This is a genomic window from Aeromonas encheleia (assembly GCF_900637545.1).
In the GTDB taxonomy this organism is placed as follows: domain Bacteria; phylum Pseudomonadota; class Gammaproteobacteria; order Enterobacterales; family Aeromonadaceae; genus Aeromonas; species Aeromonas encheleia.
This window is the reverse complement of sequence record NZ_LR134376.1, coordinates 1179550-1193156: the sequence shown is the minus strand read 5'-3', so window position 1 is coordinate 1193156 and position 13607 is coordinate 1179550. Positions and strand designations below refer to the sequence as shown.

At 58.9% G+C, this 13607-nt stretch carries 13 protein-coding genes; all 13 read right to left on the bottom strand.

Annotated elements, in window-relative coordinates:
- Nucleotides 1–82 precede the first annotated feature (82 nt).
- Nucleotides 83–787 (bottom strand): oligogalacturonate-specific porin KdgM family protein, encoded by a 705-nt coding sequence (locus EL255_RS05680; protein WP_081966170.1) that lies wholly within the window; start codon nt 785–787, stop codon nt 83–85.
- Nucleotides 788–899: 112 nt separating this feature from the next.
- On the bottom strand, nt 900–2210 hold the full coding sequence (locus EL255_RS05675; RefSeq protein ID WP_042652680.1) for a lyase family protein: 1311 nt from the start codon (nt 2208–2210) through the stop codon (nt 900–902).
- Between the two features lie 12 nt (nt 2211–2222).
- Nucleotides 2223–3569: a C4-dicarboxylate transporter DcuC gene (dcuC, locus tag EL255_RS05670; RefSeq protein WP_170175992.1), complete on the bottom strand. Its 1347-nt coding sequence runs from the start codon at nt 3567–3569 to the stop codon at nt 2223–2225.
- Nucleotides 3570–3681: 112 nt separating this feature from the next.
- Complete coding sequence (locus tag EL255_RS05665; RefSeq protein ID WP_084228304.1) at nt 3682–4560, bottom strand: AraC family transcriptional regulator; 879 nt, start codon at nt 4558–4560, stop codon at nt 3682–3684.
- A 526-nt stretch (nt 4561–5086) separates the two neighbouring features.
- Nucleotides 5087–5884: a DUF1338 domain-containing protein gene (locus tag EL255_RS05660; RefSeq protein WP_042652683.1), complete on the bottom strand. Its 798-nt coding sequence runs from the start codon at nt 5882–5884 to the stop codon at nt 5087–5089.
- Between the two features lie 181 nt (nt 5885–6065).
- A complete protein-coding gene (gene astD, locus EL255_RS05655; protein WP_126623466.1) occupies nt 6066–7535 on the bottom strand; it encodes a succinylglutamate-semialdehyde dehydrogenase in 1470 nt (489 codons plus the stop codon).
- Between the two features lie 64 nt (nt 7536–7599).
- The gene (gene astA / locus EL255_RS05650; protein ID WP_042652685.1) at nt 7600–8619 is read right to left on the bottom strand and encodes an arginine N-succinyltransferase; all 1020 of its coding nucleotides are present in this window, start codon (nt 8617–8619) and stop codon (nt 7600–7602) included.
- 74 nt (nt 8620–8693) lie between these two features.
- Nucleotides 8694–9911, bottom strand: a complete 1218-nt coding sequence (locus EL255_RS05645) for an aspartate aminotransferase family protein (protein WP_042652686.1) — start codon at nt 9909–9911, stop codon at nt 8694–8696.
- 278 nt (nt 9912–10189) lie between these two features.
- Entirely contained in the window at nt 10190–10771 is a 582-nt protein-coding gene (locus EL255_RS05640; protein WP_042652687.1) for an aminodeoxychorismate synthase component II, read from the bottom strand.
- A 24-nt stretch (nt 10772–10795) separates the two neighbouring features.
- Nucleotides 10796–11011 (bottom strand): hypothetical protein, encoded by a 216-nt coding sequence (locus EL255_RS05635; RefSeq protein ID WP_042652688.1) that lies wholly within the window; start codon nt 11009–11011, stop codon nt 10796–10798.
- A 122-nt stretch (nt 11012–11133) separates the two neighbouring features.
- Complete coding sequence (gene trpS / locus EL255_RS05630) at nt 11134–12138, bottom strand: tryptophan--tRNA ligase (RefSeq protein WP_042652689.1); 1005 nt, start codon at nt 12136–12138, stop codon at nt 11134–11136.
- Nucleotides 12139–12155: 17 nt separating this feature from the next.
- Nucleotides 12156–12824 (bottom strand): phosphoglycolate phosphatase, encoded by a 669-nt coding sequence (locus EL255_RS05625; RefSeq protein ID WP_042652690.1) that lies wholly within the window; start codon nt 12822–12824, stop codon nt 12156–12158.
- On the bottom strand, nt 12811–13485 hold the full coding sequence (gene rpe / locus EL255_RS05620; protein ID WP_042652691.1) for a ribulose-phosphate 3-epimerase: 675 nt from the start codon (nt 13483–13485) through the stop codon (nt 12811–12813). The genes EL255_RS05625 and rpe overlap by 14 nt, the downstream gene beginning before the upstream one ends.
- Nucleotides 13486–13607: the final 122 nt, after the last annotated feature.

Sequence of the window (13607 nt, the reverse complement as noted above, 5' to 3'; positions counted from 1 at the left end):
TAAATGAACCGGCTTTCCGTGCCCGACCTCCCTATGAGGTCTGCGGCAACAGAAAGCCGGTGACTCAAACCTTCAGCCTGGCTTAGAAGTTGTATTTGATGCCGAGGCGGTAACGCATTTCCATCTCGTCGTTGTCGTGCTCGCTGTTATAACGCGGCACATAGCCAATTTCCGTGTAGGGCACCCACTGCTTGTTGATGGGCACGGCGACGACGACGTTATACAGCCAATTGCTGTGATCGCCCTTGTAGTCCTCGTAATTGGTGAACTTGTATTCGTAGTCCCCGGTGATGGTGAAGCCCTCTCCCTTATAACCGAGCTCCCAGTTGAGCTGGTTGTAATTCTTGTCGGCGGCGGTCGGCTTCTCATCCTTCTGGATACCACCACGCCAGCGCAGGGTGGTGAACCAGTTGTCGGTGATGGTGTAGAACGACTTCACCTGGACGCGATAGCCGATATAGGAATCCCCCACATCCAGGTTGATGGCCGGCGCCAGCGCCAGCTTGTCGGTGACCTGAAACTTCTTGCCCACTTCCCACTCGCTGCCGCTGCCGCTCCAGTTGCCGTTACCGTCCTTGAAGCCGTCCGCCTGTACGTCTGAGCCCTCCGCCATCTTGCCCTCGACGCTGAAGAACAGGCCATCCTCCGTGGCATGGGATAGCTTGAGGCGATTGGCCTGGGTCTCGCTATCGGCCTTGTATTCATGGCGATAATCCAGGGTCAGGGCCTGTGCGCCCGCGGAGGCCAATGTCAGTGCGACCACACTCAGTTTTACAGCAAGTTTCATTATTTACTCCAACTGTTCTGCGTAAAAAATGTATATGGATGCCCCTCCTGCCGGATATGTCAGGAAGAAGGGGAAATATAAAATGGGTTATTTAATTAGCGGGGAATGGCTATCAGCAATATTCCAGTCCGACATAGGATCGCGGGGCTATCGCCTTTTCAAATTCGTCGACAGACAGGAATGCATGCAGCTCAGGCTGGCGAATATAAGCTTCGCTGAAAGAGATGGCCTCTTTCTTGGCCCGCATGATGATGTCATATACGGCCTCATGGGCCTTCGCCTTCCCCAATCCTTTTTTCGACAGCGCCATCATCACATTCTCGGCGCTGATCATGCCCTGGGTAATATCGAGGTTGCGCTGCATGGCCGCACGGTCAATAAAGAGATCCTGCAACAGCGCCTCCGTCTTCAACATGATTTCATGGGTCAGCAGATTCGCCTCCCGCAGTGAGTTGTCGATGATCAGGTTGCTGCAGCCATCGGCTTCGAAGGGGCGAACGGCCATGTTCAGCATGGTGCTGGGCAGGTTGAACAGGATGCGCGCGTTGCCGATGATGCCGTAGCAGAGGGCCGGGTTGATCTTCTGGGGCATGGTGCTACTCCCTATCTGACCCTCGGAGAAGCCCTCGCTCATCTCCGAGTACTCCTCGGACGAGCTGATGTAGACCTCCTCGGCGATCTTGGCGCAGCTCTGGGCAATCAGGGTCAAGTTGTTGACGTACTGGCACATATGCACCCGGATAGAGCGGCTCGGGATCTTCATCTCCCCCATCTCCAGCAGCTCGGCGATCCGCGCCTGCATGCTGGGCCCCACCTCTGGCAGGGTATGGAAGCCCCCCACGGCGCCCCCCATCATGACCTGGAAGATGCCAGGCGCCGAGCCGACCAGAATATCCTTGCACCTCAACAGCTCGTCTTCCCACACGGCGAACTTGGTATTCAGCAGTATGGGCAGCGCATGCCGGGAATGGGTCCTCGCCGCGATGACGACATCTTTATTCCGCCGTTTCAGTTCACCTATATTGACCACCATCTTGTCGATGAGGGCAATAAATTCCTGATTGAATCGTTTGCAGAGATACAGCTCGGCCGTCTGCTGAATATTCTGGGTGGTGATGCCGTAGTGAATATATTTGGCGGCCTCATCACCCACTATGCGCCCCAATTCATTGAGGACAGGCACCAGCGGATGCTTGGTCTTGATATAACCCTGGATGATATTGTCCCGATCGAGCAGCCCGATATCACAGTGCTGGATGATCACCTCCCCCGCTGCCTTTGGGATGATGCCGAGCTCAATCTGCACCTTCGCCAGAATGGCCTCTATGTCCAACCAGGTCTGATAAATATGAGTATCTTCGTAGATATTCTCGAACCCGTTGCGGTTCAGGGTATAGCTCGTCGGATCGTAGCATGTGGTCATTTTATGGCACCATTAAGAGAAAATAAGCTGGGTGTAGAACAGGGTGGAGAAGATACCGACGATGCAGGGGATCAACGCCCGCTTCAGCACCTCGAACGGGCTGACATTGGCCGCCACCGCCACCGCAATCACCACGGCTGCGACGGGGGACAGGGAGCGGCCAAAACCGGCGGCGTGTTGCATGGGCACCAGCATGAGCACCGATTTCACACCGGCCGCGGCCGACAGCTCGGAACCCAGGTTGGAGAAGCTGACGAAGGCGGCACTGCCTGACCCGGTCAACATGGCGGTAAAGGCGATGATCAGCATGCCGAACAGGGTGATCAGCAGATAGTGGACATCACCCGCCAGGATCATCGACTTCATCGCGTTGACGGCACCGATGGCATCCAGCCCCAGCGTGAACATGGTGGCGGCCACGATCAGGACGACCACTGTGCTGAACGCCCCCGCCATGCCTTTGAAGAACTCGAAGGAGTGATCGAGCGCCAGTTGCAGACTCTTCACCCTGAAGGCATCGATCACCACGATCATGATCAAGGAGGCAAACATGGCGATGGGCGCGTTGATCTTGACGCTGGCAATGCCAATGTCGGAGAAGATGAGCAGCAGCGCCAGGGGGAGGAAGGGCAGCATGGCATAGAGTCGCGAGTAAGGGGCGCCCTGTCGATCGTCCTGCTCGCTGGCGACCTTGATCTCGGTCTGTGAACGCTTGTGGCCATCACGCTTGTCAAACCACTTCTGCACGAAGAAATGGGTAACCGCCACCGTCAGGGTGACCGGTATGGCCACCAGGATCTCGGTGCTGGCAAAGTATTCGGTGATCGACATGTCCAGCAGCTCGGCCGCGACGTTGGAGTTGCCGGAGCCCGGGCCCAGATCGAGAGAGCCGCAGGTGCCGATCACCACGGCGGCCGAGAGCGGGCTGACCCCGGCTTGCAGCAGGATCGGATAGAAAGAGATGAGCAGCAACATGGCCAGCCCGGCCGGGCTCGGGATCACCAGGTTCAGGGTCTGCCCTATGATGAACGCCAGGGCCAGGATCAGATAAGGCTTGTTGATGAGCTGCAGTGGCTTGGCACAGGCCTTGACCAGACTGTCGGCGGCACCAATCTTGCTCATGTAGGAGGCGAATCCGGCCGAGGTCATGGCGATCATGCCGATGGTCGCGGTGCGCTCCGACATGATGGCGCTGAAGGCCCCGAACAGGTCGAAGAAGGTGGATCCCGTCGAACTGAATTTATATTGTGCCCCCATAAAGTCGGCAATGCCGCCCTGGGTGAATACGACGCCCACGGTCAGCATCAGCAGGCCGGAAATCGTCAAGGTGGTATGAGTCTGATAGTTCTTTATGATCATATACATCGTTATAAAAACGATGGGCACAGCCATATAAGCAATCATGGACAGCTCTCTCATTTAACAGAATAAATCATGGTGAAGGCAGCAATCACAACCCAACCGACAGGATTTAATTAATGCCTTGTTTGTATTGCCTTGGAGATAGATTGAAATAACGCTTAAATTGATTCGAAAATTCGTATTGCGATGAATAGCCCAGTTCGTTGGAGATCTCGGATATCCGCAGATTGGTCGTTCTCAGCAGGGTGCAGGCTTTATCCAACCGACACCTGACGATATATTTCATCAGCGACAGTCCGGTCTGCTCCTTGAACTCCTTGCGAAATACCTCATAGTTCAGCCCCAGCTCATCACAATACAGTTTTAAATCTATGCGCTGATGACAGAGTTCATCCAGTGCCAGCTTGACCTGATTGACCATGTTGTTTTCATGGTGCTCAGGATGATTCATCGAGCCATTAAAGAGGGCGCCGAGCAACTCGATGAATTTGATATAAACGCTGGGCATATCCAGCTCGCTGGCGTTCTTCACAAACTCCATGAAACCGGAGAAGTGATCGATGGCCTCCAGCGGGCTGGCCGTTTGAAAGACGACGGCGCCGTGCTCAGGGATCAGGAATGAAGCCAGGTGTTCATACAGAGCCCGGTCGCAATCCAGATAGACCTCTTTCCAGGCGGGCAGGCTCTCGCAATGGCTGGAATGGCGCTGGCCGGGTCTGCGCAAGAATACGCTGCCCTTGCCAAGGGAATATTGCTGGCCTTGCTCATCGATATAAGTTCCCCTGCCATCCAGCACCAGTACCAATGAAAAATAAGGGAAGCTGACATTGGCAAGCACCTTCGATTTTCCGTTCCGGTTTATATATCCACAGCCAATCCAGCTATCGCTCGTTCCCAGCGTCTTGGAATAGTTGACCGAAGGCACAGACTGGTTTCCAACAGGCTCTATAAATGGCACCAGGATCTGATATTTGTGTTGGTTTTCCATACATTGACTCTAGAGTGTTATTTCGTGAGTCCGATTCACTTCATAAACAGCTGAATTACATCGACTGCATATCAGTATGCTTTACATACTATGTCGCCCAAAACTACAATAACATGTCAATTCTGGATTTAAAGATATGTTTATTGGGATGGGTCAAGGGCTGGATCACATATTTGACAAGCCGTTTGGAAAGCAGACCTGAACTACTCTGTATAATAATCGGGTGATCCACCTAGATATATTCCATTCACAAGGCCGCAAACTTATTAGTGTCTTCCGTATTATTTCAAGGAGATAGAATAAGCCGCCCGCCCATGAATCGTATCCGCTAGAGACCATCTGGATACATATGACAACGAATAATTCGCGCCATGGCATGAAATAACCCCCTGTGCCGGTCTCTGAGCCCATAAGCGCGCAGGCACGTGAATGGCGCCATCCGAAGAGGTGAGGCAGAGACGATACTGCCCTGTGCCGGCACCATAAAAAAACGCCCCATGCGGGGCGTTTTTTGCGTTCGGAGTCATCACATGGCGTTGGTGGACTCGAAGATCTTGTCCGCCGAGGCCTCGACGAAGCCAGGATAGAGCACGCCATCGGCCTGTGGGTAGCGGCGGGCGAACTCGTAGAAGCAGCTCGGTATGGTGCGCACGCCGTCGCTGAAGGGCACCTCCGCCTTGTCGGCCATGGTGGAGGATTGCTCCAGCATCACCTGTGGGTCCCCTTTCACCTCACCGCCCACGGTATTGAGCACGAAGCCCGCCGCCTTGAGGGCCCCATTGACCTGCTCTATGGTGTCGAAGTCGCTGAGGCGGTTGATGTTGACCGTGAAGTGGTTGGCGCGATAGCCCCAGGCCGCCATCCAGGCCGCATACTCGCTCTCCGCCAGCAGGGTCTGGTAGTCGGCCCAGGAGACCTGCCAGGGGGCGCCCGTGTAGAGGAATGCCGGGGTATCGGTCAGATGATCGGGCACCTGATCTGCCAGCTTGTGGATGATGGCCTGGGCTGCCGGAGAGAGTTCCTCCACCTTCAGCTCGCTGATGAACACCTTGGGAGCGTCCGGATCTGCATGTTCGAAGTGCTTGGCGTAGAGCTTCTTGGCCTTGAACACGTACTCGCCCTTCTCCTCGTAGCCCAGGGCACGGAAGTGGGCAGCCAGTTTCTCCAGCCCCAGCTTGGGCAGGTTGTAGGTACGAAACGCCACATGATCGTTGATGATGGGCGCGCCGCCCCCCAGCAGTTGATGGACCTTGTGGGCACTCGGGGTGACTTGAATGTAGTTATCCCACAGATGACCAAACAGGGTGTCGATATCCTTTTGCATCTCTCTTTCCTTTGATTGCGGGTACAGACAAGGGCACCCAGGGATGCCCTTTCATGGTTGTTAGAACGTCAGGCCGGGGGACAGCTGATCCGGCATGGCGGCCTTGCTGTCTTCCACCGAGGCGACCGGGCAATGGGTACAGTAGTCGGCCAGCACCTGCCTGTTCATATCTGCCTCTTTCCTAGAACGTCAGGCCAGGCGACAGCTGATCCGGCATGGCGGCCTTGCTGTCTTCCACCGAGGCGACCGGATAAGCACAGTAGTCGGCGGCGTAGTAGGCGCTCGCTCTGTGGTTGCCGGAGGCACCTATGCCGCCGAACGGCGCGGCGCTGGAGGCGCCGGTGATGGGCTTGTTCCAGTTGACTATGCCGGCGCGGATGCGCTTGAAGAAGTGCTGCCAATCCGCCTCGCTGTCACCGAGCAGGCCGGCCGACAGGCCGAAGCTGGTGGCATTGCCCTGATCGATGGCGGCATCGAAGTCGTCATAACGGATGAGCTGCAGCAGCGGGCCGAAGTACTCTTCGTCCGGCAGTGCCGCCACGGCAGTCACGTCTATGATGCCGGGGGAGACGAAACCGGTACCCGCTTCCAGATGCTTGAGCGCCAGCAGGCTCTCGCCCCCCAGTCGCTGCAGCTGGGCCTGGGCCTCCACCATGCCGAGCGCCGCCCGCTCGCTGATCATGGCGCCCATAAAGGGCTGATCCACGTCGTCGTAATGACCGACCCTGATCTGGCCAACCACCTCCACCAGCCGCTTGACCAGGGCATCCCCTTTCGCACCGCGCTCCACGAACAGGCGGCGCGAGCAGGTGCAGCGCTGGCCCGAGGTGATGAAGGCAGACTGGACTATGGCATGGACGGCGCCGTCCACATCGCTCACGTCTTTCACGATCAGCGGGTTGTTGCCGCCCATCTCCAGCGCCAGGATCTTGCCGGGCTGACCGGCAAACTGCTGGTGCAGGAAGTGGCCGGTGCGGGACGAGCCGGTGAAGAACAGGCCGTCGATGTCCGGGTTGCCTGCCAGCGCCTTGCCGGTCTCCACCTCGCCCTGCACCAGGTTCAGTACGCCCTTGGGCAGCCCCGCCTCTTGCCACAGCTTGAGCATGGCCTCGGCCACCATGGGGGTCAGCTCGGAGGGCTTGAACACCACGGTATTGCCGGCGATCAGCGCCGGCACTATGTGGCCGTTGGGCAGATGGCCCGGGAAGTTGTAGGGGCCGAATACCGCGACCACGCCGTGGGGCTTGTGGCGCACAAACGCCTTGGCGCCTGGCATGGGGTTCTCGACCGTGCCGGTGCGCTCGTCATGGGCGCGGATGGAGATGGCGATCTTGCCCTGCATGGCAGCCACCTCGGTGCGGGTCTCCCACAGCGGCTTGCCGGTCTCGCGGGCTATGGTCAGCGCCAGCGCCTCCTTGTGCTCACCGAGCAAGTCGGCGTATCGGCGCACTATCGCGAGGCGTTCTTCGAGGCTCAAGTCGGACCAATGGTAGAAGGCGCGGCGGGCGGCCTTGACGGCGGCATTCACCTGAGCGGCGCTGGCCGCCAGGCCTTGCCAGACAACCTGGTTCTTGGCTGGATCCTTTGACTCGAATGCCTTGCCTTCACCGGCAAGCCAGTGCCCATCGATCAGTTGCACTAAAGACATAATCCATTCACTCCCTGTGGTGCGCAGGCCGCCGTGGCCACCTGCGTCAGATGCTGTGGTATTCCAATCATTCCAAGTCGACGACCCGGACCATGTCGCCATTCGCCACCTTGATGGCGGCCGCCATCTTGGGCGGGATGATGGCTTCATGTTTGTCCAGATCGACCCGGATGTTGCCGTAGCAGGCACGATACTGTTCGAAACGGGCATTGCAGATGAGATAGGTGTGACCGCCGATGGGCTCGCCCACCAGCACCCGCAGCTTCTGGCTGCGGCGCACGCTGCGGATGTGTTTCACATCGCACTCGACGGTGGGGCCGGCGTCGAAAATGTCGACGTAGCCACGATTCACGAAGCCTTCGTCCTGCAGCATCTTGATGGCCGGGCGGGTCTTCTCGTGGGTCTGGCCGATGACGGCCCGCGCCTCGTTGCTGAGCAGGTTGACGTAGATCGGGTACTTGGGCATCAGCTCGGCGATGAAGCGCTTCTTGCCGATGCCGGTGAGATAGTCGACGGTGGGAAAGTCCATCGAGAAGAAATGCGTCTGCAGCCACTCGTAGAAGGGGCTGTGACCGTCGCCATCGGAGACGCCACGCATCTCGGCGAACACGGTCTGGTCGAACAGCTCGGGGTGCTCGGCCATGAACAGGAAACGGTGCTTGGACAGCAGTCGGCCGTTGAGCCCCTCGCGAGCGCATTCACGCAGGAACAGGGTGCACAGCTCGGAGTTGCCTGTGTAGTCGTTGGACAGCGTGAGCGTCTCGACCACGTTATAGATGCCGAGCTTGGGGGAAGAGTGCACCACCTTGCCGATGTGATAGTTGTAGAACGGCTGGGACAGGCCGACGGCCGCGTCTATGGCACAGGTGCCGACCATCTCGCCGGTCTCCAGATCTTCGGCCACGAAGAAGTAGAGGCAATCTCCCTTGCCCGCAGGCTTGTCCAGGAAGGTCTGGGTCGAGGCATCGATCTTGCGTTGCAGCAGCTCATCGTTGACCGGCAATGAGGTCATGCCGGTGCCGGATTCGATGGCACAGGTCTTGAGGCCGGCGAAGTCGCGCTGCTCGATAGGACGGATAACCAACATAATGACAACTCCCTTTCATTGACGACAGGTGGGGTCCCGGCTCCTGCCGGGAGGGCTCCCCACCTCAACTTGGATCAGGCGTTAACCACCTGAGCGACCGCTTTCTCGAACCGGGCCAGACCTTCCTTGATGTCCGCTTCCGGGATAACCAGCGAGGGTGCGAAGCGCACCACGTTAGTGCCCGCTACCAGCGCCATCAGCCCCTGATCGATGGAAGCCAGCAGGAAGTCGCGGGAGCGCCCCTTGAAGTCATCGTTCAGCACGGCGCCGAGCAGCAGACCCTGACCACGCACTTCGCTGAAGCAGTGGTACTTGGCATTGATGGCTTCGATGCCGGCACGGAACAGGGCTTCGCGCTGTTTGACACCCGCCAGCACCGCCGGGGTGTTGACCACGTCGATCACCGCCTCGGCCACGGCGCACGCCAGCGGGTTGCCGCCGTAGGTGGAACCGTGAGTACCCACTTTCAGGTGAGCCGCGATCTCGGTGGTGGTCAGCATGGCGCCGATGGGGAAGCCGCCGCCGAGCGCCTTGGCGCTGGTGAGGATGTCCGGCGTGACGCCCAGACCCATGTAGGCAAACAGCTCGCCGGTACGACCGACCCCGGATTGCACCTCGTCATAGACCAGCAGGGCGTTGTGCTTGTCGCACAGCTCGCGCACCCCTTTGGCAAATTCGTCGGTGGGACGAATGATGCCACCCTCCCCCTGCAGCGGCTCCATCACCACGGCACAGGTATTGTCGGAGATGACCGAGGCCAGCTCGGCCAGATCGTTGTAGGTGACATGGGTGATGTCGGCGGGCTTGGGACCGAAGCCGTCCGAGTAGGCAGCCTGGCCGCCGACGCTGACGGTGAAGAAGGTGCGGCCGTGGAAACCCTGATGGAAGGCGATGATCTGGGTCTTGTGGGCACCGAACTTCTCGATGGCATAGCGACGGGCCAGCTTGAGGGCCGCCTCGTTCGCTTCGGCACCGGAGTTGCAGAAATAGACCTTGTCGGCGAAGGTGGCGGCGACCAGCTTCTTGGCCAGACGCAGGGCCGGCTCGTTGGTCATCACGTTGGAGAGGTGCCACAGCTTCTCGCCCTGGGTTTTCAGGGCTTCGACCAGCTTGGGATGGCAATGGCCCAGGCCATTGACGGCGATCCCGCCCGCGAAGTCGACATACTCACGGCCTTCCTGATCCCAGACACGTGACCCTTCACCACGCACCGGGATGATCTTGGCGGGCGCATAGTTGGGAACCATCACTTCATCAAACACTTCACGTGTCACTGCCAACAACTCTGACATATTGCTCTCCTTCGATCTGGCGACAGAATAATCCACCGCTCAAAAGTTAAATCCATGTAAACACATCGGCATTGTCACAGAAAAAAAGCTAAAAGTCTGCAACAAGCCGAGTTACAGGGAACAATGTTCGATTGCCTGTGAGATTTTAGGCAACCGCATTGCATAACGGCTCAGGGGGTGTTGGCAAGAGATAATTTGGGCAGGGGGAGAGGTGAATAAAGTGTCAGGGAAAATATTTTTGGCCTCATTCCGATTCTGGGATGAGCATCACGATTTTCTCAGGAACCGACCAGAAAGTTGGCCAGCAATTGGTGGCCCTGCTCGCTCAGAATACTCTCCGGATGGAACTGAACACCTTCCAGTGGCAGGTGTTTATGGCGCAGCCCCATGATCTCGTCGACGCTGCAGTCGGCGTGCTCGCTCCAGGCGGTGACCTCGAAACAGTCGGGCAGGCTCTCGCGCTCCACCACCAGCGAATGGTAGCGGGTGACCCGCAGCGGATCCTTCAATCCTTTGAACACGCCCTCTCCCCTATGGCGAATGAGCGAGGTCTTGCCGTGCATCACCTGGCGAGCGCGCACCACCCTGGCGCCGAAGGCCTGGGCGAGGGACTGATGGCCGAGGCAGACGCCAAGAATGGGGAGTTGGCCGGCAAACCGGCTGATAGCCGCGAGGGAAATACCCGCCTCATTGGGGGTGCAGGGACCGGGGGAGATCACCAGATAACGGGGGGCGAGCCGGGCGATGGCATCCAGGCTCAGCTCGTCGTTGCGCTTCACCACCACCTCCTGCCCCAGGGCGCCAAAATATTGCACCAGGTTCCAGGTAAAGGAGTCGTAGTTATCGATCAACAACAGCATGGGGCAACAACCGGGGACAGGGGATTAACGATCCAGATAGCGCCCTTGCTCCAGCTCGCGCTCGCGCTGGCACTCGGCCAGGTAGATGGCGGCCGCGACGGCAGGGATCTTGTGGTGCTTGTCGATGGCATTGGAGACCATCAGCTGCAGGGTATTGAGGTTCTTGGCCTTGCGAAACTTGCGCAGCCAGTGGCCCTTGTCATCCAGTACTTCACTCACGATATTTGGTTCGACGGACATGCTTGCTCTTGGGGCAGAAACCCGCGTTTGAAATTGGAAGATGAATTCACGAATAAGGGGTCGGTAAAACAAAGAAAGCCAGGCGAATACCCAGCTCTCTTCTACTACACCTTCCCAGTATGTCAGGCTCGAGGAACGAAGCCGACTACATCATATACGCTGACCAGTGTTTTTTCAGCCCTTTCCCGTGCCTTTTGAGCGCCGGCGGCCAAAATAGCCTGCAGATGAGTCTCATCCTGACGCAGCTCGCGGAAGCGTGCCTGGATGGGTTCCAGCAGGGCGACCACGGCATCGGCGGTCTCGCTCTTGAGGTGACCGTACATCTTGCCTTCGAAGTGCTGCTCGAGCTCAGGGATGGAGCGACCGGTCACGCCGGACATCAGGGTCAGCAGGTTGGAGACCCCGGGCTTGTTCTCCGGATCGAAGCGCACCACCGCCGGCTCGTCGGAGTCGGTCATCGCCCGCTTGATCTTCTTGACGATCTGCTTGGGATCTTCCAGCAAGCCGATGAAGTTTGCCTCGTTGTCGTCGGACTTGGACATCTTCTTGGTCGGATCCTGCAGGCTCATCACCCGGGCGCCGTCGGTCGGGATGAAGGGCTCCGGCAGGGTGAACACCTCGCCGTACAGGTTGTTGAAGCGGGTGCAGACGTCGCGGGTCAGCTCCAGATGCTGCTTCTGATCGTTACCGACTGGCACCTGATTGGCCTGATAGAGCAGGATGTCGGCCGCCATCAGCACCGGATAACCGAACAGACCGACGTTGACGTTGTTCTCGAAACGGGCGGACTTGTCCTTGAACTGGGTCATGCGCGACAGCTCGCCCATCTGGGTGTAGCAGTTCAGGATCCAGCCGAGCTCGGCGTGCTGCGGCACATGAGACTGAATGAAGACGGTGCTCTTGGCCGGATCTATGCCCACCGCCAGATAGAGGGCGGCGGCGTCCAGGCACGCCTTGCGCAGGGCGGCAGGCTCCTGGCGGGTGGTGATGGCGTGCAGATCGACGATGCAGTAGAGGCAGTCGAAGTCATCCTGCATGTTGACCCACTGACGCAGGGCGCCCATGTAGTTGCCGATGGTCAGCTGGCCCGAGGGTTGGGCCCCGCTCAATACGATAGGTTTAGCCATGAGTGTTCTGATCCTTGTTATTCAACCAGCAGGGCATCGAGCTGGGCAAACTGCTCGCATACCCAGTCCGGGCGGGAATCTGCGATGGGGCGGCCATAGTTGTAGCCGTAGGTGAGCCCCACTACCTTCATGCTGGCGGCCTGGGCGGCCAGCACGTCATTTTCGGAGTCGCCCACCATCAGGGTGCGCGACGGGCTGATGCCCAGCTCCTGGCAGGCGTGCAGCAACGGCGCCGGGCTCGGCTTCTTCTGGGCCACACAGTTGCCCCCCAGCCAGAGCGCAAAGCAATCGCTGATGCCGAGGGCATCCAGGATGGGCTGCACGAAGTGGCTCGGCTTGTTGGTCACCACGGCCTGGCGGTAACCGAGCCGCTGCAGGCGGCGCAGACTCTGGGCGACCCCATCGTACATGGCCAGCCCTTCCAGCAGGCAGGCCTGGTAGTGTTGATCGAACAGCGGGCGCGCCCTGGCGAACAGCTCGGGGGCCGCGCGGTAATCCAGCGCGCGCTGGATCAGCTTGTCGGCGCCATTGCCGACCCAGGTACGCACCACGGCCTCGTCGGCTTCGGCCAGCCCCAGCTCGCCGAGCGTGCGGTTGACCGCCAGCGCCAGCTGGGGGGCGCTGTCGATCAGGGTGCCGTCCAGATCGAACAGCACCAGATCAAAATCACGCTCAGCGCTTGACATGGGCAAGCTCCGTGCGCATCTGGTCGATGACGGCCCTGTAATCTGGCTTGCCGAAGATGGCTGAGCCGGCCACGAACATGTCGGCACCGGCCTCGGCGATTTCACGGATATTCTCCACCTTCACCCCGCCGTCGATCTCGAGGCGAATGTCACGGTCGCTCTCGTCGATCAGGCGACGCACTTGGCGCAGCTTGTCGAGGGTGCCGGGGATGAAGCTCTGGCCACCGAAGCCCGGGTTGACCGACATCAGCAGGATCACATCCAGCTTGTCCATCACGTACTCGAGGCAGGTGAGCGGCGTGGCCGGGTTCAGCACCAGGCCGGCCTGGCAGCCCTGCTCCTTGATGAGCCCCAGGGTGCGATCGACGTGATCGGACGCTTCCGGGTGGAAGGTGATCAGATTGGCGCCCGCCTTGGCGAAGTCAGGGACGATGCGATCCACCGGCTTGACCATCAGGTGCACATCGATGAGCGCCTCGATGCCGTAGTCGCGCAGGGCCTGACAGACCATGGGACCTATGGTCAGGTTGGGGACATAGTGGTTGTCCATCACATCGAAATGCACCACGTCGGCACCGGCGGCCAGTACCTTGGCGACATCCTCACCCAGACGGGCAAAGTCGGCGGAGAGGATCGAGGGGGCAATCAGAAAGTCTTTCATCAGCGTCATCCATTGGCAGCGTGGCAGAAAAAGCGGCGCAATTTTACCGCAAATATCCGATGAAAACGACCCGAACACGGGGAGGAAGCGCAAGCCACCGGCTTTAGCGCCCATATCCACCG